Origin of the sequence: Paraburkholderia sp. SIMBA_053 (assembly GCF_046534895.1) — a bacterium.
Taxonomy (GTDB): domain Bacteria; phylum Pseudomonadota; class Gammaproteobacteria; order Burkholderiales; family Burkholderiaceae; genus Paraburkholderia; species Paraburkholderia caledonica.
This window is the reverse complement of record NZ_JAWRXU010000001.1, coordinates 907685-929604: the sequence shown is the minus strand read 5'-3', so window position 1 is coordinate 929604 and position 21920 is coordinate 907685. Positions and strand designations below refer to the sequence as shown.

The 21920-nt window shown below is 64.7% G+C and carries 15 protein-coding genes; 4 read left to right on the top strand and 11 right to left on the bottom strand.

Annotated features, from left to right (window positions below; genetic code table 11):
- Positions 1–38: 38 nt before the first annotated feature.
- From SB753_RS04255 to bcsD, 7 genes are all read right to left on the bottom strand, one after another.
- A complete protein-coding gene (locus SB753_RS04255) occupies positions 39–4823 on the bottom strand; it encodes a cellulose synthase subunit BcsC-related outer membrane protein (RefSeq protein ID WP_410799132.1) in 4785 nt (1594 codons plus the stop codon).
- Positions 4814–6007 (bottom strand): cellulose synthase complex periplasmic endoglucanase BcsZ, encoded by a 1194-nt coding sequence (gene bcsZ, locus SB753_RS04250; protein ID WP_410799131.1) that lies wholly within the window; start codon positions 6005–6007, stop codon positions 4814–4816. The genes SB753_RS04255 and bcsZ overlap by 10 nt, the downstream gene beginning before the upstream one ends.
- A 10-nt stretch (positions 6008–6017) precedes the next feature.
- On the bottom strand, positions 6018–8654 hold the full coding sequence (gene bcsB / locus SB753_RS04245; protein WP_410799129.1) for a cellulose biosynthesis cyclic di-GMP-binding regulatory protein BcsB: 2637 nt from the start codon (positions 8652–8654) through the stop codon (positions 6018–6020).
- 3 nt (positions 8655–8657) lie between these two features.
- Positions 8658–10862: a UDP-forming cellulose synthase catalytic subunit gene (bcsA, locus tag SB753_RS04240; RefSeq protein ID WP_020066409.1), complete on the bottom strand. Its 2205-nt coding sequence runs from the start codon at positions 10860–10862 to the stop codon at positions 8658–8660.
- Positions 10859–11647, bottom strand: a complete 789-nt coding sequence (gene bcsQ, locus SB753_RS04235; RefSeq protein WP_020066408.1) for a cellulose biosynthesis protein BcsQ — start codon at positions 11645–11647, stop codon at positions 10859–10861. The genes bcsA and bcsQ overlap by 4 nt, the downstream gene beginning before the upstream one ends.
- A complete protein-coding gene (bcsP, locus tag SB753_RS04230; RefSeq protein WP_410799127.1) occupies positions 11644–12642 on the bottom strand; it encodes a cellulose biosynthesis protein BcsP in 999 nt (332 codons plus the stop codon). The genes bcsQ and bcsP overlap by 4 nt, the downstream gene beginning before the upstream one ends.
- 139 nt (positions 12643–12781) lie before the next feature.
- Positions 12782–13237, bottom strand: a complete 456-nt coding sequence (gene bcsD, locus SB753_RS04225) for a cellulose biosynthesis protein BcsD (protein ID WP_410799125.1) — start codon at positions 13235–13237, stop codon at positions 12782–12784.
- 590 nt (positions 13238–13827) lie between these two features.
- On the opposite strand from bcsD, the gene SB753_RS04220 reads away from it, so the two are divergent.
- Positions 13828–16170 carry an EAL domain-containing protein gene (locus tag SB753_RS04220; RefSeq protein WP_410799123.1) on the top strand — a complete coding sequence of 781 codons (2343 nt, stop codon included), beginning with the start codon at positions 13828–13830 and terminating at the stop codon, positions 16168–16170.
- A 77-nt stretch (positions 16171–16247) separates the two neighbouring features.
- Here SB753_RS04220 and SB753_RS04215 read toward each other — a convergent pair whose 3' ends face one another.
- Both SB753_RS04215 and SB753_RS04210 read right to left on the bottom strand, forming a co-directional pair.
- Complete coding sequence (locus SB753_RS04215) at positions 16248–16391, bottom strand: hypothetical protein (RefSeq protein WP_020066404.1); 144 nt, start codon at positions 16389–16391, stop codon at positions 16248–16250.
- A 62-nt stretch (positions 16392–16453) separates the two neighbouring features.
- Positions 16454–16744 (bottom strand): hypothetical protein, encoded by a 291-nt coding sequence (locus SB753_RS04210; RefSeq protein ID WP_410799121.1) that lies wholly within the window; start codon positions 16742–16744, stop codon positions 16454–16456.
- A 330-nt stretch (positions 16745–17074) separates the two neighbouring features.
- Between SB753_RS04210 and SB753_RS04205 the strand changes: the two genes are divergently transcribed.
- Positions 17075–18181, top strand: a complete 1107-nt coding sequence (locus SB753_RS04205) for a 4-oxalomesaconate tautomerase (protein WP_410799119.1) — start codon at positions 17075–17077, stop codon at positions 18179–18181.
- Positions 18182–18253: 72 nt separating this feature from the next.
- Here SB753_RS04205 and SB753_RS04200 read toward each other — a convergent pair whose 3' ends face one another.
- Together SB753_RS04200 and SB753_RS04195 are read right to left on the bottom strand one after the other, a co-directional pair.
- On the bottom strand, positions 18254–19576 hold the full coding sequence (locus SB753_RS04200; protein WP_020066401.1) for a LysR family transcriptional regulator: 1323 nt from the start codon (positions 19574–19576) through the stop codon (positions 18254–18256).
- Entirely contained in the window at positions 19573–20274 is a 702-nt protein-coding gene (locus SB753_RS04195; RefSeq protein WP_410799117.1) for a GntR family transcriptional regulator, read from the bottom strand. Before SB753_RS04195 ends, SB753_RS04200 begins: the two co-directional genes overlap by 4 nt.
- A 400-nt stretch (positions 20275–20674) precedes the next feature.
- Here SB753_RS04195 and SB753_RS04190 point away from each other — a divergent pair, with 400 nt between their 5' ends.
- Both SB753_RS04190 and SB753_RS04185 read left to right on the top strand, forming a co-directional pair.
- Positions 20675–21520: a gallate dioxygenase gene (locus tag SB753_RS04190; protein WP_310066427.1), complete on the top strand. Its 846-nt coding sequence runs from the start codon at positions 20675–20677 to the stop codon at positions 21518–21520.
- The gene (locus SB753_RS04185; RefSeq protein ID WP_020066398.1) at positions 21517–21876 is read left to right on the top strand and encodes a protocatechuate 3,4-dioxygenase subunit alpha; all 360 of its coding nucleotides are present in this window, start codon (positions 21517–21519) and stop codon (positions 21874–21876) included. The genes SB753_RS04190 and SB753_RS04185 overlap by 4 nt, the downstream gene beginning before the upstream one ends.
- Positions 21877–21920 lie beyond the last annotated feature (44 nt).

Here is a 21920-nt window from a genome sequence, read left to right as displayed (position 1 = left end):
CCGCCGGAATCAGACGCGCGAGCCCGATCAAACGTGCGCTAGTTGGACAGCGACAGATACGGCGAACTGAGCGGTGTGGGCGGGAACGGCTGCAGGCCTGTCTGCCTCGTAAAGCTGTAGCGAACGTAGACTGCGGCAAGCCACTCGCGATATTGATAAGCATTGCCGAGCGAAGCCGTTGCGCCGAAGGCCAGTTGCGGCGCGAGTTGGTATTCGCCTACAGCGCTCAGCGAATACGACACGCCGGTTTTGCTTTGCCCCGGGTATTGAGCGCCGCTATCGACACTGCTGCCGATTAGCGCCGCCTGACCCGCAGCCGCCGCTTGCAACGAGCCCGAGCTGCCGAGCGGGAAGTAGTTCGATGCATCCTGCCGGTAATGCTGCACGCCAATTGATCCCTTCAGGTCATACGTGAAGGCGCCGTTGCGGCCAGTCCATTCGATCGGCAGATTCAGGATCACGTACTGTTGCGGACTGAAGTAGCCGCCCTGGCCATACGTGAAGTACGACAGGTTCTTGTCGTAGCCCATCAGCGTCGTGTTCACACCGATGGTGAACGTCTGGTCGGCGTCCTTGAAGAGGCGCGTGTAGATGCCGCCGCCGCCCTTCCAGGCGGTATTCGTCACGACGTTGTGTCCATCGTAGTACTGGAACGCCGCATTCACGTACAGACCGCTGGTGCCGTCGTCCCACGCAAGGCTCGCGAGGCCGCCGGTCGATGTGACGCCGCCCCATTCGAGGCCGGACGCAGCATCGCGCGTGCCGGCGTACGACAAGAGACTGTCGGTGACCGCGCGCCGCGCGACGGCGAGCGAATAGGAGACCTTGTCGGTGATGCCGCCGTTGTACTGCGCGCCGCCTACTATGTTCGTCTCGCGAAAGCCGATGGGCGTCACGCCGATATCGCCGCTCAGCTTGCGGCTTTCGTAGCCGACTGAAAGGCCCACGCCGCTCGCCGTCTGGCTGCCGTAATTGTTGGTGCCCGCAACGGCCGCCGCTGCCGACGTGCTGTTCGACAGCCCCGCGCCGAAACGCGCGAGCGTCGACACGTTGCCTGCCGCGGTGCCGGCATCCAGCGTGACGGGAGTTGCCGTCACCACGACATGGCCGTTGCCTGCCTTGATGCGGCCTTGGATCGGCGCTTCGATGTCGGTGAGCGTGGACAAGCCGTCCTCGCCGCTGCGGTTGCGAAACACAATGCCGCCCGAGACCGTGCTCGCCTGCTCGCGATTGACCTGCGCCAGTTCCTCGGCTACGCCGAGGGTCTGCGCATTGGCGACGTTTGGCTGCGCGTAGTTCGCGCCATTGCCGCCGCTGCCGTTCATGCCCGGCTGTTGCGGGTAATACGCTTGCGCATAGCCGCTCGGCGGCTGCGGAATGTAAGGCTGTTGCTGCCCGTAATAGCCCTGATTGCCCTGATTGCCATAGGCCTGCTGCTGCGGCGGATAAGGTTGATACGGCTGCTGGCCATAACCCTGCTGCTGCGGATACGACTGATAAGGCTGTTGCGCGTAGCCTTGCGGTTGCTGCTGTTGCGGATAAGCTTGTTGTCCGTAATACGGTTGCTGTTGCTGTGCATAACCGGCTGCGTTGCGGCTGTTCTTCGACGCGTTTTGCTTTTTGCTCGCGGTGCGTTTGCCGTTCGCTGCGGCTGCGGTTGTCGAGCCATACGGCTGCGGCTGCATCGCCCCGGCGTTGGCCTGCGCCTCGCGCGCGGCGGGCGACATGGGCCAGGGCGTCGGCGCATAGCCATCGGGCGTGCCGTATTGCTGCTGCGGATACGGCGCCTGCTGCGCGTAAGCCGGGTTGTATTGCTGCTGCATCGGCTGCATCGGAGCCTGCGTCGGCATCTGCGGCTGGGCGGCCTGGCCGTTCTGCCCAGGGTAAGGCTGCAACGGTGCGCCGGACTGGCTCGAGCCGTAGCTGTCCTCGCCGTAGCCGCCAGCGTCGGCCCCCTGACGAGGCGCGTTATACGGCAGCGCGGCGGGCGCGCTGTTCGGCGTGTAGGGCTGCGCGGGTGCCGCGTAAGGTGCGACGTACGGCGCGGGCTGCATGGGCGGCGGATAGTTCGGCACGGTCTGTGTCGGCAAGGAAGACTGCGAGTACGGAAGGGAAGCTCGCGCGGCGTTCGAAGAAGCATTGAAGCCGGGCGCTGCGTTATCGGCGTCGGTCGGCGCGAGCGTCGCGGTTTTTCCCTCGAAAGGATTGGTGCCGGGCAACGGCGTCGCGCCGATACGGCGCATCGCCGCTTCCCAGCCGCGCGGCACGTTGCTCGCCGCGGTATTGCGCGGCGCATTCGCCATCAGCGGTGTGTTGGCGGCGACCAGTGAGCGCTGCAGATAGGTCGACGCGAGCGACAGCTTGCCTTCCGACCGATACATGCGGCCAACGGTGGCAAGCACGCCTGGGTCGTTGGGCGCCGCATTCAAGGCCTGCGACGCGAGCGATTCGGCGTAGCTGAACTGCTTTGCACCAGACGCGGCGGAAATCGCCGCCTGCAGCAGATTGAGGTCGTCGGGCTTGCGCCGCAATGCGACGCGATAGCTTTCGAGCGCGTTGCGGTCGTCGCCCGCCGACGCATACAGGCGGCCCAAGGCGGCCTGCAGATCTGGATTGTCGGGCATCGCCGCGAGCCACGGCGCGATCACGTCGTAGGCGCTGGCGAGGTCGCCACGCTGGCGCACGGCGTCGCATTGTTTGATGACGATGCCGAGATTCAGATTGGCGAAGTCGGTGCGCTGCTGAGGCGTCAATTGCATCGACGACAGACGGCGCATCACCATGCCGAGCTCTGCTTGCTGCTGCGTGGCCGACAGAATGCCCGCGTATTGCAGCAGCAGATCGGTATTGCCGGGTGCCGCGTTCATCGCGCCGCGCACCAGACTCAGCGCGCGGTTCGGATCGCCGGCCTGCTGGTAGGCCGCCGCGATGACGCCGATCAGTTCAGGACTGTTCCCCGCCACCGGCTCGGCTGCATGCAAGGTTGCGAGCGCCTGTTGAGTCTGACCGCTGCGCGCCATGCGCGTGGCGAGATCGGCTTGCTGATGCACCCACAGCCGATGCTGCAACGCCGCCATCGCGTCGGTGCGTTGCGCGGCGGGAATGCGTTCGAGTTGGGCGAGACCGGCTGACCAGTCCTGCGTTTCCGCCGACAGCAGCGCGCTCGCATACAGCGCATCGGTCATGTCAGGATGCGCGGCGAGCAGGCCGTCCATCATGCTGCGCGCGTTCGCGACCGCGCCCTGGCGCACATAGATACGCGCGAGGTCCAGACGCAGCCACGGGTCGTCGGGCGTGTTGAGCAGCGCGTCTTCGAAGAGACTGCGTGCGCTGCCCAGGTCGCCGTGCGCTTCGGCCGCGCGCGCTTGAGCCGCCTGCGCTTCTCCACGCAGACGATTGATGCCGCCAGCCTTCGACTGCTGTTCCGTGTTCAGTCGATTGGCGAACTGCAACGCTTCGTCGCCGCGACCTTGGGCGGCCAATGCGCCGACGAGTCCGCGAATGGCGTCGGGGTTGTCTGCCTGGCGGCGCAGCGCCATCCGGTATGCCTGTTCGGCGCCGGCCGCGTCACGGTTCGCAAGCAGCATTTCACCGAGCAGCACTTGGGCGGTGACATCTGAAGGATTCATCGCAATGGCGCGTTCGAACAGCGACTTCGCCTTCGCGAACTCGCCGTTGCTGCGCGCGCCGATTGCGTCGCTCGTGTAGGTCCAGTACGTCGCGCTATCCAGCGCGGTTTTCCAGCGAGCCGGGTTGCCGTTGCGCGACGCGCGCTCCAGATAGTTGCGCGCTTCGGCGAAGTGCTCCTGCTTGAGCGCGGCGATGCCCATGCCGCCAAGCGCGTCGGTGTCGTTCGGACTGGTGGCCAACACCGACGAAAATTTCGCGCGCGCCGTGGCCGCGTCGTTGCGATCGAGTGCGGCGAAGCCCTCGGCGACGGTGCGCCCGCGTGCGTCGACGGAGGCGTTTTCCTGCGCGCGCTCACGTGCTGCCTTGTCCTGCTGCACCATCGAATCGAAGCGCGCCTTGACCGCGGCGTCGTCGTTCGCGCTTTGCAAATACGCCTGGTACAGCGCGGCGTCCGACGGCCGCGCGTCGAGCCAGAGCAGTGCCTGCCGCCAGCTCTTTTTCGCCGCCGCGCCCACCGTGCTGTCGCCGGCAAGCTTTTGCAGCCGCGCGATACCGTCCCGGCGCGTGACGTCGCGATAGGTCAGATGCTGAGCGTAGGCGAGCGCGTAACGCGGATCGTCCGGATTATCACGCGCGAGTTGTTCGAGTCCGCGACGCGCCTGATCCCAGCCTTGCGGCGTAGCCGACAGCGCCTGGTAGTACTCGAGCTGCAATGCCGGCGTGGCGGGCTTGCCGCTCAACGCGCGCTGATACTCCTGCACCGCGCTCGCGCTCTGGCCGCTTTGCGCGAGCCGCCGCGCGTCGTTCACGGTCTGGTCGCGCAGGCTCGATTCACCGAGCCGCCGACCGAGTTCATCGAGGCTCGGGTAGTTCGGCGCCACCGCCTTCAGTCGCGACAGATACTGCTGTGCGCCCGCGCCGTCCTTGCGGTCGGCGAGCACCATGCCCATTCCGAACAACGCGTCGGGCTGTTTCGGGTCGATGCGCAACACCTTCAGCCAGGCCTGCTCCGCGAGGTCGCCGCGTTGATGCGATTGCCAGTACTTGCCCTGATCGATCAGCACGCCCATTGGATCTTTCGACCCTGCTGCCGGCGCCTGAGCCAACGCGTCGGGTGCGGCCGCCGCGAGGCAGCAGGCGAGCGGGAGGCTCAGCGCGAAGCGCATTGACAACGCGAGGGCGCTCAATCGCATGCGGTTCTCCAGCTGGGCACGAGGCGTCCGCTTTCGTCGAAGCGATAGCGTCCGTCGATGAAACCCGTGCCGAACAGGCCCAGCACCCTGTCGTAGTAAACGGGCTCGCGGCCAGGCACGCTGGCGTCGAGCGCCGCCAGATGCGTGCGCGCGAGGCCGAGGCCGTGCGCGTCGCCGAGCGCCTTGAAGTACGGCGCGAGCGCGGCCCAGTAGCTGAGCGGGCCTTCGCCGCTCGCCGAGCCGTTGGTCGACGACACCTTCTCCGGTGGGAAGCCGTTTTGCTGGACCTTTGCGCGCACGCCGCCGAGCGCGGCGAGCCACGGCTTCGCAAGCGGATCGGCAGGAGACGCCATGCCCGCCCACAGATAGACGCGGATCGCGTCGTAGCTGCCGGTGTCGCCGTTTTTCGGGTCGACCACGAACTGGCCGTTTTGCCATGCCGCCCAGTCGGGCGCGAAGCCTTGCGGCGCTGTTGTCTTGACGAACTTGTAGGCGCTGTCGGCGAGCTTCGCCCACGGACCGTTCGGCACTTCATGGGCAAGCGCGCGCAGCACGGGCAGCGGCAGATAGCTCGGATTGAGGCGCGTCACGCCGCCGCTTTTGAAACCTTCGGGCCCGGGCAGCAGCATCGGACCGACGCCAGGCAGGTTCGTCATCTCGTCACGCGCGATGCGCGCCGCGAGCGCCTGGCCAAGCTGCGTGTAGCTCGCGTCATGCCACAGGCGCCCGGCCTGCAGCAGATCGTAGGCGATCCACAAGTCGGAGTCCGACGCGGAATTCGGATCGAGCACGCCGTAAGAGCCGTCCGCTTTCCTGCCCCATTGCCACGACGGCAAGCGCAGGTTTTGCGGATCGAACTGATTGGCCGCGAGGTTGGTGCGCGTCCAGTTCAGCAGCCGGTCGAACGTGGCGCGGTCGTTCGCAACGAGTGCGAAGAAGAGGCCATACGACTGGCCTTCGGAGGTGGTTTGCTGGGTAGGCGTGGAGTAATCGATCACGCGACCGTCGGCTTGCACGAAGCGCTCGACGAAAGTTCGATAGCCAGTCCAGTCGCCGCACGCGCCGGGCGCGGCTGCATTCTGCGCGACCTTCAGCACGTTCGCGCACGCCGCCGATGCCGCGACGCCCAGCGCCAGCGAGACGGCCAATTTCACACCTTGTTTTCTGTTGATTCGAACCCGCATGTCAGTCCTGTTAGTCCTTCAAACGGCGCGCCGCGACCGAGCGCAGCATCCGGTAGAACAGCGCCGCGATGATCAGCGCCGCGAGCACGCCGCCCAGCATCAGCAACAACGGATGCGACGAGAGCGCCCAGCGCAGATACTCCTGCGGCGATAAATGGCCGACATAGTACGCATCGCCGTTCGACGTGATCGTGACCGTGCGGCCGTGGATCACGGCCATTGCGCCTTGAATCTCCGGCAGCACGTCGGCGTCGAGCAGGGCGGCCGACAGATCGGCGTCCGACTGCCCGGCCGCGCTCACGAGAGCCACCGCGCTGCGGGTCTTTTTCAGCGGCGATTCGAAGCCGGTCAGGAGCGCGTCGCCGTTCGAGCTGACGAGCGTGAGGTCGGCGCGCGCGGGCAGGCGCTCGACGCCGCGCTCGCCATGCCACCAGTCCTCGAGTTTGAAGACGATGTCGGACAGCTGGAACGTGCGCGAGTCGCCGTCGCTCGAAAACGGCATCGACTTGGCCCAGCGTTGAAGTAGCGGTTGCTTGCCGGGCGCGCCGAAAATCAGCAGGTCCTTGTCGGCGTATTTGTCGACGTCGTCGGCGGTGCCCACTGTCACGCCCGCGACCGGATAGCCGGTCGACGCGCCCATGCGTCCCATGGTCAGCAGGTAGAGGCTGTAGTCGCTCGAGTCGGCGTCGTTCGGCAGGATCACCGCCGTTTCCGACAGATCCGCCATGCGCGTGAACGGAAAGCCGCTGTTCGCGAACGCCGCGAGATCGGGCAACGCCATGTAGTGGGGAAACGACGACAGGTCGATTGTCGAATTTGGATCGACCGCGCCGATCACATTCTCAAGGAGTCGCCCATGACATTCGCCGGTATTCGGAATGTCATAGTAAAAGTGCAGGCGCAGTTGCGCGCGCGGGGTCAGCAGCAGCGGCGGAATATGCAGCGTGCGGCGCGCCTCGGCGGTCTTGTCCGGCAGCACGCGCGCGAAATAATGGCTCAGGTCGAATACCGAACTGGACTCGGCCGGAATGGGCAGCGCCTGCACGAAGCCGCTGTTCACGCTGACGTTCAGTGACGAGCGGTCGCGCTGCGGACGCACCGTGTAGCGGTAGCGCAGGTCGATCGGCGCGCCCTTGGTATGCCACATGAACAGGTCGGGCGGTACGCGCAGATTCACATGGACCGCGTCGGCGTCGTAGCCCGACACGGTCAGGTCGCGCGCGTCGGCAAGCTCGCCAAAGCGAACCGGTCGATGGGTCGGCAGCCAGTTGGGCGCGTCGTAGGGCGCGCGCTTCGCGAGTTCGGTGAGCCGCGTAATCGTCACACTTTGTCCGGTCAGCGTGTTCTGTCCGATACCGAGCGCCCGCGCGGCGATCTTCAGTTCGGCGTCGGTGCGTCCGAGAACCAGCAGCAGCTTGCCGCGCGCCGGCGCTTCACGGTCGACCACGGCGATGGTCGGGCCGGAGATAGCTGGAGTCGTGACGCCGGCGGGGCGCTGGTCGTCGGTGGCGAACACGACGGCGTTGCCCGACAGCGGCACGTTGTCCTGCTGCGCCGGGAACAGCGCACCGCGATAGCCGGCGAGCGCGCCGAACCACGAGGCCACGATGCCGCCTGCCTCGAGCGTGCCGGCTGTCGGCTTCTGCGGGAATACGAACGGCAGTTCGAGGCGCCGCACGTCGCGTCGGTCGAAGAACGGTTGCGGCAGGGCCGCGAGATCCGGCTTGCTGGCGAGCGACGCGTACGTCAGATCCAGCGAGCTTGCATTGCTGACGGTGGCCCATAGCGACGAGTTCGCCGGGTCCTCGCAACTCGCCGTGTAATGCCCGATCAACTGCACGTTCAGGTGATTGAATTCGCTGACGAAGCGCGGATCGAGCGACACGTCGCGCGCGACCAGCATGCCGGCCTGGTCGCGCGGCACGGGCAGCGTTGCCGCGACTTCGCCATTTACCAGCACCTTGAGTTGCGAGATGTTCGGCAGCAGGGCGGGCGAGTAGCTGTAAATCAGATGCAGGATCGCGCCCGTTACCACCTCGTCGCCGCGCACGGAGAACGCGACGCCGTTCTGGCCGTCGGTGCCGCGCAACTGCAGCGGATCGAGCGCGCCCAGGTCGGCGAACGTGAGCGTCTGGCGACGGCCGCCCGGCACCAGCGTGCCCGGTTCGGCGGTGGTCGGCGTCTTGACGCCCAGCGCTTTGACCGCCGACGCGGCGAGCGCCGGCGTAGGCGTCGCCAATGGCGCTTGCGCGATCATCGCCGGGTCGTAGGGTACGGCGGGGCTCGGCGCGGGGCCGTTGCCCGTGCCGGTTGCATGTGTTGCCGTGTTCCCAGCCGCCGCTGCGGGCGGCGTAGCCTGCGCTCGAAGCGCGGCTTGCGCGCGCGGCGCGGCGGTGTCGGCTGCGTTGGCTGAGTTGGCCGTGTCTGCCTTTCCGACGGTGCCCGACGCCGCAGCGGCCGCTTCGGCCACCGACGCGAGCGGCGCGCCCAATGCGGTCTGCAACGCGAGCCAGCACGCGACGCCGCGCGTCAGCCGTGAAGAGCGAGGGCGCTGCGCGTCGCGGCGCTGCAAGTTTGTGTCACTGTGCGACTCGTAACGCTGCTGATTCGAGCGTTCGATGCTTCCCTTCGCCATCCAGTTGCGCATAGATCAGTCTTTGGTTTTTAGCTTCTTGACGTCCACCGGACGGCTTTTCATCGAGCTTCGCAGGTCGTTGTAGAGGTGCTCGAAGAGGCCTGCGATGCCGCGCACGCCCACCGTCAGCACGTGCGAGAGCCCGCGCAGCGGCGTGTCCTGCTGGCGCCCCTCGGCCCAGCCGGTCCAGGCGTCGGCGCGTGCAAACGTGGTCTTGACGAACTCGTATTCCTGCTCGCGCGTCATCGCGGAAAAGCGCAGGCCCACCCGGCCCGGCGCCGTGAAGCCGACCGTGGCGGGGAACGCGTATTCCTCGTCGCCGCGAAAGAGCGACACGGTGACGCGCTCGTGCATCGGCACCTGAATGGCCGCGGGCAACGCGACACCTACGCCGCCTTCCGAGTAGTCAATGGTCTTGCAGGCGAGCGTGCGGCCCGTGGAGAACTTGAGCATGACCGGCATTTCCATCGCCACGCGATGCACCGCGCGAATCTGCCGGCGCTCGCTCGCGGCAGCCACGCTCGCGCCGAGAATCAGCATGTTGTACGTGGTCCAGCCGAGGTTCAGCACGGTGGTCTGCACGATGCTGCGGGTATGCCAGTTCAGATAGATATGCACGATGCCCACGCAGAAACCGATCAGGTTCAGCAGCAGCAGGAACAGATACGGTCGCGAGATCGCCCAGTCGAAATAGTTCTTCTCGATCTGGCCGCCCTTAGCCGTCACGTTGAACTTGCCGAGCTTCGGGTTGATGAGCGCGAGCAAGGTGGGCGCGGTGATATACGACGCCAGCACCGATTCATAGACCTCGGCCCAGAACGAATGGCGGAACGAGCGCTGCATGCGCGAATTGGTAATGCTCGCGTGCATCATGTGCGGCAATGCGTAGATGGCGATGGTGCTCGCGGCGGCTTCGATCACATGCGCGCCGAAGAACAGATACGACAGCGGCGCGGTGAGAAACACGAGACGCGGGATGCCGTAGAAGAAGTGCATCATCGCGTTCAGATAGCAAAGCCGCTGGCCGAACTTCAGGCCCTTGCCCGTGAGCGGATTATCGATCCGGAAGATCTGCGTCATGCCGCGCGCCCAGCGAATCCGCTGGCCGATGTGACCCGACAGGCTTTCGGTCGCGAGCCCCGCGGCTTGCGGAATCGCCAGATACGCTGTGGTGTAGCCGAGACGGTGCAGCTTCAGCGCGGTGTGAGCGTCTTCAGTGACGGTCTCTACCGCGATGCCGCCGATCTCCTCGACCATGGTCCGGCGCAGCAGTGCGCACGAACCGCAGAAGAAGGTGGCGTTCCACAGATCGTTGCCGTCCTGCACGAGCCCATAGAACAGTTCGCCTTCGTTCGGCACTTTGCGGAACGTGCCGAGGTTGCGCTCGAACGGGTCGGCGGAGAAAAAGTGGTGCGGCGTTTGCAGCATCGACAGCAGCTTGTCGCGCAGGAACCAGCCAAGGCCGATCTGCAGGAACGAGCGCGTCGGAATGTGATCGCAATCGAAAATGGCGAGGTATTCGCCCTTGGTGATCTTCAACGCTTCGTTGATGTTGCCGGCCTTTGCGTGGCGGTTGTGCGTACGGATCGTCCAGTTGACGCCGACTTCCTCGCAGAACGCCTTGAACTCGGGACGGCGGCCGTCGTCCAGCACGTGGATGGACAGTTTTTCGGCCGGATAGTCGAGCGCGAGCGCTGCGTAGATGGTCGGCTTGACCACCGAAAGCGGCTCGTTATAAGTGGGAATGAAGACGTCGACGGTAGGCCAGTCGCTGCGCGAGGCGGGCAGCGGCATCGGCTTGCGTTTGAGCGGCCATGCGGTCTGAAAGTAGCCGAGCAGCAGCACGAGCGTCGAATAGACTTCCGCCGACACGAGCAGCAGACCCCACGCGGCGTCGAGCGGATGCTCCCAATAAGTTGTCGAGGTCAGCCGCCAGTACATATAGCGACCCGACGTCACCACTGAGAGCATGATCATCACCATCGTCGCGTAACGGCCTTGCAGGCGTCGAAACAGCAGCGCGGTGACGAAGCAGCAGGTGGCGAACGTGAGTTGCTCGTAGAAAGCGAGCGGCACCGTGAAAACGAAGTACAGCATCACCAGTGCGAACAGCGTGACGAGACCGGTGACGATGCGGCTATTCCAGAAACGTGCGTCGACAAAGCGTTCGAACCGCGACGGTTCGCTCGCTTCAATGCCTTCGGGATGAGTCGTGCTCATGCGACATTCCTTGGCGAGACAGCGATCGCGTCGACCGCCGACATCAGCCACGTGCCGCACGCGCGGAAGTCGGCGGCGGCCTGGCTAAGCGGATCGTAGTGGATGAGCGTGGTGTCGCAGGCGAGTGCTTCGCTCACGCCTTCGTCGAGATGGATCACGCCGGGAAAGAGTTTCTCGCCGAGCATCTGGCGCAGAACCTTGAGTACGTCTTTGGTCAGTTGGCGCGACTGGTCGATCTGATTGACCACATAGCCCACGCCGCCGAACTCGGCGCGCGGCGCAGCGTAGGTGTCGATCAGCCGCTCCATCTGCGGAATCGCCGCGTAAGAAGCGGCGTCGGCCAGCACCACGTTCAGCGCGAAAGTGGCCGCGCACAAGGCGGCGCGCACGTACGCGGACGAACCCGGCGGTGTGTCCACGACCACGACGTCGGATGCCTCGAGCCTCAAGCTGCGCAACGCATGCGCGAGCCACAGCGGGTCCTGGTCGACATGCGCCTCGAAGCGGCGGCGGTCGTCTTCCAGTACCGCGCCGTAGGGCAGCACGGTGACGCCGTCCACGCCGTCGAACATGACCGACTGCCATGCGTCGCCGGTCAGCGTGGCACGCGAGATGCCGTCGATGCTGTCGAGCGGCACGCCGAAGTGCAGGCGCAGCGCATTCTGCGGATCGAGGTCGAGCGCGATCACACGCCGGCCGCTCGCGGCGAGCACCGAAGCGAGGTTCGCGGCGAGGGTCGTCTTGCCGACGCCGCCCTTGGCGGACACTACCGCGATGACTTTCATGAGCGACGCGGGCGGTTGACGAGCCACGATCCGGACTCGGCGGGTTCGGCGCTGACTGCCGACGCCGCGGCTGCGCGCGGCGTGCCGCGCAGGCGGTCGAACAGCGATTGCAGCGGCACCGCTTGCGTGGCGGGCGCGGCCGCGTGGAGCGGCGCGGTCTCCGCTTGTGAGCTAAACAGTTTGCCGAGGATCGACGTCGGTTGGGATGCTGCCATGGACGTTGGCGCAGACATGAAGGGCTGCGTGCGGGCCGAGGCGGGGGCAGGCGCGGGCGCGGCGTGGGGCGTGCGGGCGGCGCCCGGACCGGAACGGACAGGCGCCGGCGCTTGCGCCCATGCCGGAGCGGCCGCAGACGTTCGCGCCGATGCCGCGGGCGGATTGCTCGCAGCAGCGATGGCCGGCGCACTCTGCATGAAGGGCAGGATCGGCGGGATCGGCGGGATCGGCGGCACGGAGGAAACGGGCGCGAGCGGCGCGATAGATGCGATCCTGACAGGAGGGACGACGGCAGCCACCGGCTCGGCCTGTCTCGTTGCCGGTGGAACCGGAGACGAAACCGGCATCGACGCAGCATCAGCCGCCTTCGAAGCCGTTGCCTGCGTGAGCTCGCCATGCGTTTCGGGCGCACCGAAGCGCGATGCGCCGCGCGGCGCGGCCGGCGTTGCCGCAGCCACGACAACCGGCGGAATGTCGCGCCGATGCGAGCGCGTGAAAAGCGGTGCCTTTGCGCGCGTCACCGAGGCCGCGTCTTTCGGCGTGGCCGGGTCCTGACGCTCGACGGCGAGCGCGGCGGCCTCATCGGCCACCGGTTGAGGTCTTGCTTGTGCGCGCTGCCCGATTGGGGGAATCAGCGGCTGCTTGAGATCGAGCGTCACCAGCAACGGCCAGCGCGTGCGCGCCGAATGCGCCTCGTTCTCGCGCCCAATCTCCTGGTACGCGTTGGCGTCGCCGCCGAAGTGATCGAATAATTTTTCGATGTCGCTTGATGAACTCATGTTGCCGCCATTCATTTAGTACTTTACGTTGCCCGGTCCTTACTTCCGGTCGCGGCGCGAAACCAGTGCCCAACCTGACTGCCCGTTGCTGATTGCGCACCGGTCCTGCGCGCAGCTCGGCCCTGGCCTGTTACGGCTTTCACGCTGCATGACGGCCGAGACGGAACTCGAGCGCCGTGTCTTGCGAATACTCGCTGGTTTGTGCGACTGACAAGCCCTGCGCGCCAAGCGCGCTCAACCAGGTCTGATACGCGCCTTCCAGAAATGCCGGGGTCCACGCGAGCGCATCGTTGCCGAACGCCGGCAGCGGCGCGCAGTAGTGAACGATGCGTAGCGACTCGGAGTCGTCGGCGAGTTCGACATATCCCCAATCGATTTCCTGCCAACGCTCGTTCAGGGTCCGCTCGAGGTCGGTGGTCGAGTCGCAGGCAGGCAGCGGATGGGCCGCGGCAAAACGAGTTCCCACGCGGTGCATCAGTTGACGCAATTCATCGCGGCCGATCTGCGCCTCGAACTCCGAGGCCAAGGCGCAAAGCAAGCCCCGCCATTGCGGTGACATCTGGCGTTCGAGCAGGTAATCGAGGATTGGAACCATGTTTTCTGGAAAATGGCCGTCGATGCCAACTGGCTAAAAAGGACCGCGACGACCGGGTGCAGGGACAGTGCTCGCATGACTCGCGCAAGGCCGCGTAGGTTAGTTTTACCGCTTTCACCAGGCGCTTCCGCACACTTTGAAGCAGTCTACTTAAGACATTAACTTTTAGCCACTTTCGGTCACCTGGCCGATACGTGCGAACCCTATGCTGCATACAGAAGGACCACGAAGCATTACAACTTCTGCCATGAGTCTGTGGCTCGGAAACGACTGTTGCGCTCACAACTTCCAGGTGTATTAACGGCCACTTTGTTCAACGCATTGAGGATCTTCGCCTTCCTTTTTCTACCGACGTGCATTTCCGCAAATGAGTTATTTCCCGTCGGAATTAATTTCCGGCCGGGAGTATGATCGCCGAGCCCCGAGCATTGCGGATTCAGCGCGCGGGCGCGGCCCAGTCACTGCGTCGCGCGGTCTGAGCGAGCGCCCGCGTATTTATTGCCGGATATTTTTGGAAAGGCTCAACATTCGTCAGAGGTTTGCCGATATACATGGATAGAGTGACCGGACCTGCCCTGTAGCCCATCCTTATGCTCCTCACTTCGACGCAGCACTCATCCGATGCCAGTCTGCGCGAGCGCTTTCACCGGCGCTCGCTCGAACATCAGCGTCCGCTGTCGACCGTGACAATGGCGTTCACCGTCGTTGCGTTCCTCTCTCTCGTCGCGGCGCGCGCGTTTGTCGGCGGACCGGCGGCGCCGCTTGCGTATCGCCTTGGCTATGCGCTAGTGCTGGCTTTGCTGGTGCTGGCCATCCCGCGTGCGAAGTCGACGTGGACCTTCGGGGCAATCGGCGTCGCGTTTTCGCTCGCGCTCGTCGGCGGACTCGCGCTGAATGTTGTGGGCTTGCAACAGCCGCTGCTGTGGACGCTGCCGGCGATGGTCGTGATACCGGTTTGCGCCGCGCCGCTCTGGCTCACGCCGACGCATTTCTTTGTCGGCAGCGCGCTCTTCTATGCGGCAGCGATCCCGCTGCTGCCTGGCGCGCCGCGCACGGCCGACGTCGACGTCGTCATGTGGATGTGGATCGCGGCGATCGGCTTGCCGACCTCGGTCGTGTTTCATTTCGGCTTCTACCGGTTCCGGCGGAATCACTTCCTGCTGGAGGACCAGTTGGCTCAACTGGCGGCCACCGATCCATTGACCGGTCTGCAAAACCGCCGCGCGTTCGTCGCCCAGGCGGAGCGGCGGCTCGCGGACGTGGCGCAGGGCGGAGAGGTCAGCGCGATCTTTCTGGACATCGACAACTTCAAGTCGTTGAACGACCGGTTCGGTCATGGGGTGGGCGACCTTGCGTTGCGCGAGGTCGCGCAGGTGCTGCTCGACGGAACCGGGGGCACGGACAGCGTGAGCCGGATCGGCGGCGAAGAATTTGCCATATTGCTATGCGACGGACTGGCCGGCGCGCTGCGCCTCGCCGAGCGGCTGCGCGGCGCAATTGCCGAGATTGAGCGCCCGGACGGCAATCTGACTGCCAGTTTCGGCGTGGCCGAACACCGCAGCGGCGAAAGCATCATGGTGCTGCTCGACCGCGCCGATGAAGCGTTGCTGCGCGCCAAGCATTCGGGCAGGAATCGCGTGTGCTCGGAGCGTCCGCTGCCGCAGGCACCGCTGCAGTCGCTGATCGAAGACGCCTGCGGTGGGGCGGGCTCGGCGGGCGCGTCGAGCTCGCGGCATCGATGGGAAGACTATTACCTGACCTCTCATTTTCAGCCGCTTTTCAGCTTGTCGCATCAGAAGCAGGTCGGCTTCGAGGCGCTGCTGCGGGGTGAGCTGGACGACGGCACGCTGCTGCCGCCCGCGGCGCTGTTCGCGCCCAAGCCCTCCAACGACGAAGGCGTGCTCGACCGCGCGAGCCATGCCGTGCACCTTGCCAACGCACGTGCGTCACTGCCCGCGGACGGCTGGCTGTTTCTCAACATTCTGCCGGCCACGTTCGTCGCCGACGGTTATGCGGATGACCTCGCCGCCATCGTGCGAAGGGTGGGACTCGCGCCGCAACAGGTGATTCTCGAAATTCTCGAGTCGCACGGCGGCAGTGTCGGCGAGATGTCGCGCGCGGCGGCGCTGTATCGCGAACACGGTTTCCTGATTGCTGTCGACGACTTTGGAGCCGGCCAGTCGAACCTCGACCGGCTGCTGCGCATCCGTCCGGATATCGTCAAGCTCGACGGCGAACTGATACGCGCGACGAGCCACGGCACCGAACAGCCGATCTTGCCGAAGCTCGTGTCGCTGTTGCATCAGGCCGGCATGCTGGTGGTAGTGGAAGGTGTGGAAACGACCGAGGAGCTGATTCTCGCCGTCGAATCGAACGTGGACTTCGCGCAAGGTTATCTGCTTGGGCGGCCGGCAGCGCAGATCGTTTCGCCTGGCTCCGTGCATCTACGAATTGACGATGCGTTCGACATGATCGCGCAGGGCCGCGCGCATCAGCATGCGTTGTTCGAATCCGTGGTCGAGCCGTACCGCGTGGCGTTGCGCGAGGCCGCGGACGCGTTGCATGCCGGCGTAGCCATGGATCGCGCGTTCTCTTCTCTGGCGACGTTCGAGCGTTGTGTCAGCTGCTTCATCCTCGACGCTTCCGGACGCCAGCTCGGTCCCGAAGTGCCGGGGCCGGCGTGGAGCATGGAAGGCGCTTCGCTGCATCCGGTGGCGAATCCGCGAGACGCACGCTGGGATCATCGGCCGTACTATCGCAATGCAGTGCTGTTGCCGGGTGTCGCGATCGCCAGCAATCCATATCTTTCGCTAGCGAGCGGCAGGCCGTGCATCGCAGTGACCCTCGCTGCGCAGTTCGCGGACGAGCGTTCGGTGATCGGCGTCGAACTCGACTGGTCGGCGCAGGGTTTGCCCTGGCCGGCGCGGGAATGACGGCACCCAAGCGGCGCCGTGCGACGACCGTTCACCGCAATCCAGCGAGCCCCGCTGCATCGCGCCCCGCCGAGCCCTTATTCGGCGATTGAGAAGCGCGCCGGACGGCTTTGTGTCGACTTCCTGGGGCGCTCGACGCGCGCCGTGGCGCCGCGGATGAACAGCACCGCGCAGAACGCAACCATTGCCCAGATGCAGAGAATTACCGTCAAAGCGCTCATTTCTTGTCTCGAAGATTGGAAACCGCGGTTATTGCTGTCGGCCTTGTTTTATTGAGGGCCGGTCAGTGCATCGTGGGCTGGTCGGCCCCGCCGGAAACAAGCTCGTCGATCAGACGCGTGGTCAGACCCAGTTGCTGTTCCAGCGACGCGCGCGCTGCCTGTGCCGCTGCATCGTCGCCGCGCGCCGCAGCATTGTACGTCTGCGTCGCGAGGTGCAACACATTCTGCGAAGCAATGTGCAGGCCGTGCATGGTTTGCGCATCGGCGTCGGGCGCAGGGTTGGTCCATTCGGCCGTTGCCGGCTCGAGCGAGTTTTCGTCGAACGGGCGATTCTGGCGATGACGGGAAGACATCTGAAGCTCCTGACGCAATTGGCACGACGTCAGTGTGCGCTGGGTGGCCGAGCTTCAATTGGTCGAATAGAAGGCGGTTTTGAAGCCAATCCCCGGCGATGGGCAAATGCGCGCATTTCGTATGGAGAAAACGGTTTCACGCGGACCTTGCGTCAACGCATGCCCGCAAGCTCGCATTCGTGCCATTCCAGGCGGCTTGCAACGAGGCTGCAGATCGCCATCAGGCATAGTCGATAAACAGATTGGATGGACTTGCAGGCCGCTTTAGGTGCTGTGCCGGCGGCATCGAAAACTACAATGAGAGCCGCCTATTAGCGATGGAGACTCGCGATGCAAAGCCGCACCCAGACCCGCATTCCCTGCATGATGATTCGCGGCGGCACGTCCAAAGGCGCGTTTTTCATGGCGTCCGACTTGCCCGCCGATCCCGCCGAACGCGACCGTGTGCTGCTCGCGGTGATGGGCTCGCCCGATCCGCGGCAGATCGACGGCATCGGCGGCGCGGACCCGCTGACCAGCAAGGTCGCGATCATCTCTCCATCGTCGCGCGAGGACGCCGACGTCGACTATCTGTTCGCGCAAGTCGTCGTCAACGAGGCGCGCGTCGATTTCGGCCAGAACTGCGGCAACATTCTCGCGGGCGTCGGGCCGTATGCGATTGAACGCGGACTCGTCAACGCTGAAGACGGCAGCACGCGCGTGGCGATTCACATGGTCAACACCGGGCAGATCGCGGTTGCAACGGTCCGCACACCGGGCTGTCGCGTGACGTATGAAGGTGACGCGCGCATCGACGGCGTGCCGGGCGGCGCCGCGCCGATTCCGCTCGAGTTCCGGGATACAGCCGGCTCGACGTGCGGCGCGCTGCTCCCGACGGGACGACTCAAGGACACCGTGGAAGGCGTCGAACTGACGTGCATCGACAACGGCATGCCGCTCGTGCTGATGCGAGCGCGCGACCTGCAACGCACCGGTTACGAAACGCGCGAAGAACTCGACGCAGACGACGAGCTGAAGGCGCGCATCGAAAAAATCCGGCTTGCCGTGGGCCCGATGATGAACCTTGGCGACGTCAGCGCCCGAACGGTGCCGAAGATGTGCCTCGTCGCGGAGCCGCGCAACGGCGGCACCATTTCCACGCGCAGTTTCATTCCGCACCGCTGCCATGCATCGATTGGCGTGCTCGGCGCAGTGAGTGTGGCGACGGCGGCGGTGCTGCCCGGCACGGTGTGCGACGGCATTGCGAAAGTGGAACTCGAACGCGCACGCAAGCGGGTTTCCGTCGAGCATCCGACCGGCGAGTTCACTGTCGAACTCACGCTCGGCGGCGATCCCGAGCGACCCGAAGTGCTGAGCGCGGCGTTGCTGCGCACCGCGCGCTGGCTGTTCGACGGTGTGGTCGGCATTCCTTCCTCGGTATGGGAGCCGCAGGTCTAGCGACTGATATCGCCGCGGTCCTCGCTGCTGGTCGTTAGCGGACCATCAGCGGGCAGTCGCCGCAAGCCGCCGCTAACTTGCCGCGACGCTGACTGTGCGCGTGAGCTCGACCACCGACAGACGAATTGCGTCGATCAGCGCCCGAGCCGCCGGCGAGGGTGTACCTGCCGCGCGCATCGTCAGCCCGATCTCGCGCCGCGTGTTGTGCAGCGGCACCTTGAGCACTGCGAGTTGCCCCGCTTGCACCTCGTAGTGCAACTGCTGCGCGGATAGCGCCGCCACCATGTCGGTGCCGAGCAGCAGGCCGCGAATCACGGCGAGGTCTGCGGTTTCGACCGTGGGCAGTGGCGGTTTGATTTTCATCCGCTTGAACTGGGCTTCGAACAGCGCTCGCGCGGGCGCGTGACTGCGTGGCAGGATCCACTGCGCGTCGCGCAGATCCGCGATGTTCGGCTCATGAGCGCGCGTAAGCGGATGATCGCGCCGCACGAGAAGCACCATGTCTTCCGACATCAAGCGCTCGTTCTTCAGGCCGCTCGTCGAGTCGTTCTCGCGCAGCGCGCCGAGAATGAAGTCGATGTCGCCCGCTCTCAAGCCCGCGACCAGCGCTTCATACGCGCTTTCGTCGGTGACTACCCGCACGCCCGGATTGTCCGCGCTCAATTTCGCGATCGCTTTGGGAAGGATCAGCGTGCGCCCGAGCGGCAGCGCGCCGACCGTTACCGCGCCCCGGATATTGCCGCGCAGGGCCGCGATATCGTCGGGCACGTGGCGCAATTCGTTCAACGCGCGCCGCACATGCAGCAGAAACGTTTCACCTTCGGCGGTGAGCAGAATGCCGCGCGGGCTCCGGTGAAAGAGGCTCAGTCCCGAGCCGCTTTCGAGCACACGAACCGCGGTGCTGACGGCGGGCTGACTGATACCGAACGTTTTGGCCGCGCTCGGCATATGACGGTGCCGTGCAAGCGCGACGAAAATCTGCAGCCGCCGTGTGTTCAGCAGATAGGCCGGCAGTGCGCCTTCAGCAGCAGGGCGGCGGCGTGCCTGCCGCGCAGCGCACCATTGTGCGAGTTCTTCGAGTTCTACGAATATCCGTTCGCAGCGAAGCAGCACCGCCCGGCCAACGGGGGTGGGCAGCATGCCCGAAGGACCGCGATCGAATAGCGGTTCTCCAACTGCCGACTCGAGTTCCTGAACCGAGCGCGTCACCGCCGATTGCGCGCGAAACAGCGCGGCGGCCGCACGCGTTGCACTGCCCATATCCGCGACAAGGCGGAAGGCGCGCAGTTGCGCGAGATTGAGCAGGTCCTTGCTGCTTGCGGGCGCCGTGGTCTTCGCAGGCGCTTTGCCAGGCGCGTCGTTTCTGACGGCAACGAGCGATGCGTCGCGCGTCATGCGGCGCCCGCGATCAGATGCAATGCCGGCAGCGACAGATTCAGACTTTCCTTCGATATGTGCGTGTGCTCTTTCATCAACGCTTCGACGCGCGCGCCTTCGCCTTTCTTCAACGCGTCCACGATTGCGTGGTGCTGTCGGTGCGCATACATCAGCATCATGAATTGACGCTCGCGTGCGGCTTCGTCGAATGCGATGGTGGAGGGCGAGACGAACGGAATCTTGTCGTTCAGACTCAACGCTGCACTAACCGCCGTGTTCTGCGCTGCCTCGATGATGAGCGAGTGGAAGCGTCCGTTCATCGCTGCATAGCGCACGTCGTCGCCGGGTTGAAGGTTGCCGTTGCGAAAGATGTCGTCGCCTTCGCGCAGGCAATCGTCGAGCGCGGCGGCAAGTGCAACGTCCACGCCGCTCTCGGCGACCGCACGCGCGGCGAGACCTTCGAGCACGCCGCGCACGTCGATTGCGTTCAGTACGTCGCGTACGCTGAAGCGGCGGACTATATAGCCGCGCGCGCCCGAGCGGTCGAGCAGTCCTTCGGAAGACAGCACACTGAGTGCATAGCGCAGCGGCGTACGTGATACACCGAGCGATTGCGCGAGTTGCGCTTCGACGAGGCGTTGGCCCGGCGACAGTTCTCCTGCCAGGATCTTCTCGCGTAAGGTCTGAACAATAGCCTGCTGTGTCGTTTCGTTCATCGTCATCTGCTCATTGGACGTCGTCCAGTATAGCCACGCAAAACGCGCGGCACCACGGTAGAGACACACCTTGCGAGTTGGTTTCAGAGGCATCTATTTTGTTTATGGCTGCCTGTCACCAAAATTCGTTGGAAAATGCGGCGTACAGGGAATTGGGATACAAAACGCTCCAAGCGGAGGAAGGCTTTCAGGGCTGATAGAAGGCGCATACAGCCTGCATTATGGCTTGATATAGGCACTCATTGACCCCATAACGTTGGTTTACCCGTACTTCCTAAAAAGCCGCGCAACTCTTATCTTGGTATCCCAAGTGGAATGCGAGAAGGTGTTCAGCCTTCCTGCAACGTATCCGATTGGCCCGCAGTAATTGCGCAGCACGAAGCGACGGAAGACAAACGAAATGGCAAGGATCATTGGTGGTATCGGCACCTCGCATGTGCCGACTATCGGCATGGCGTACGACAAGGGTAAGCAGAACGACCCGGCATGGGCGCCGCTCTTCAAGGGCTACGAGCCGGTTGCGAACTGGCTCGCCGAGCGTAAGCCGGACGCTATGGTGATGTTCTACAACGACCACGCGAACAGCTTCTTCTTCGACTGTTACCCGACCTTCGCTCTGGGCGTCTCGGGCAATCATGAATTCGCGGACGAGGGTGCGGGCAAGCGTCCTCTTCCGGATATCGCGGGTCATCCCGATCTTGCGATCCACATTGCCGAGCAACTGGTCAACGACGAGTTCGACCTCACCATTTTTCAGGACCGTCCGCTCGATCACGGCTGCAATTCGCCTCTCTCGTTGATGCTGCCTCATGCCGGCGGCTGGCCGCTTGCGCTGGTGCCCGTGCAGGTCAACGTGCTGCAGTATCCGCTACCGACCGCGAACCGCTGCTATCGCCTTGGCCAGGCATTGCGCCGCGCGATCGAATCGTTTGAAGAAGATCTCGACGTGGTAGTGGTCGGTACGGGCGGTCTTTCGCATCAGGTGCACGGCGAGCGCAGCGGCTTTAACAACACCGAGTGGGACATGGAGTTCCTCGACCTGATCGTTCATGAACCGCAACGTCTTGCCGCGATGAAGCATGTCGATTACGTGCGCCTCGGCGGCGCGGAAAGCGTCGAAACGATCATGTGGCTCGCCATGCGCGGTGCGCTCGGTTCAAAGGTCCGCGAGCTGCATCGCAATTACTACCTTGCAACGAGCACGGCAATGGCCGTGACGATTTACGAAGACGAGGTGGCGCAATGAATCCGCAACTGATCGGTGTCGAAGAACTGACGGGCACGTATCCGTTCGATATCCGCCAGAGCATCAAGGCGATGCGCCTGAACCGCTTCTTCTGGCAGATGCGCGAAGCGGCGGCGCGCTCACTGTGGCTCGAAAATCGTCAGGCGGCGTATGACAAGGCAGGTCTCACGCCGCAGGAACGCACGCTGGTCGACAACGCCGACTGGATCGGCCTGATCCGCTACGGCGTGTGCTTCTTCGTGCTCGAGAAATTCGCGCGCGTGGTGAAGATCACCAACCTGGGCATGTACGCAAGCATGCGTGGCGAAACCCTCGAAGCGTTTTTAAAGACGCGCAACGTGCCCGACGCCGTTTAGCGCGCAGCACCTGAGCCGCGCGCTGGCGGCTTCTTCATTTCGAT

What these genes read in the sequence shown, in the direction of transcription:
- SB753_RS04255 (WP_410799132.1), bottom strand. Translation starts at nt 4,823, where the DNA reads ATGCGATTGAGCGCCCTCGCGTTGTCAATGCGCTTCGCGCTGAGCCTC.
- bcsZ (WP_410799131.1), bottom strand. Translation starts at nt 6,007, where the DNA reads ATGCGGGTTCGAATCAACAGAAAACAAGGTGTGAAATTGGCCGTCTCG.
- bcsB (WP_410799129.1), bottom strand. Translation starts at nt 8,654, where the DNA reads ATGCGCAACTGGATGGCGAAGGGAAGCATCGAACGCTCGAATCAGCAG.
- bcsA (WP_020066409.1), bottom strand. Translation starts at nt 10,862, where the DNA reads ATGAGCACGACTCATCCCGAAGGCATTGAAGCGAGCGAACCGTCGCGG.
- bcsQ (WP_020066408.1), bottom strand. Translation starts at nt 11,647, where the DNA reads ATGAAAGTCATCGCGGTAGTGTCCGCCAAGGGCGGCGTCGGCAAGACG.
- bcsP (WP_410799127.1), bottom strand. Translation starts at nt 12,642, where the DNA reads ATGAGTTCATCAAGCGACATCGAAAAATTATTCGATCACTTCGGCGGC.
- bcsD (WP_410799125.1), bottom strand. Translation starts at nt 13,237, where the DNA reads ATGGTTCCAATCCTCGATTACCTGCTCGAACGCCAGATGTCACCGCAA.
- SB753_RS04220 (WP_410799123.1), top strand. Translation starts at nt 13,828, where the DNA reads ATGCTCCTCACTTCGACGCAGCACTCATCCGATGCCAGTCTGCGCGAG.
- SB753_RS04215 (WP_020066404.1), bottom strand. Translation starts at nt 16,391, where the DNA reads ATGAGCGCTTTGACGGTAATTCTCTGCATCTGGGCAATGGTTGCGTTC.
- SB753_RS04210 (WP_410799121.1), bottom strand. Translation starts at nt 16,744, where the DNA reads ATGTCTTCCCGTCATCGCCAGAATCGCCCGTTCGACGAAAACTCGCTC.
- SB753_RS04205 (WP_410799119.1), top strand. Translation starts at nt 17,075, where the DNA reads ATGCAAAGCCGCACCCAGACCCGCATTCCCTGCATGATGATTCGCGGC.
- SB753_RS04200 (WP_020066401.1), bottom strand. Translation starts at nt 19,576, where the DNA reads ATGACGCGCGACGCATCGCTCGTTGCCGTCAGAAACGACGCGCCTGGC.
- SB753_RS04195 (WP_410799117.1), bottom strand. Translation starts at nt 20,274, where the DNA reads ATGAACGAAACGACACAGCAGGCTATTGTTCAGACCTTACGCGAGAAG.
- SB753_RS04190 (WP_310066427.1), top strand. Translation starts at nt 20,675, where the DNA reads ATGGCAAGGATCATTGGTGGTATCGGCACCTCGCATGTGCCGACTATC.
- SB753_RS04185 (WP_020066398.1), top strand. Translation starts at nt 21,517, where the DNA reads ATGAATCCGCAACTGATCGGTGTCGAAGAACTGACGGGCACGTATCCG.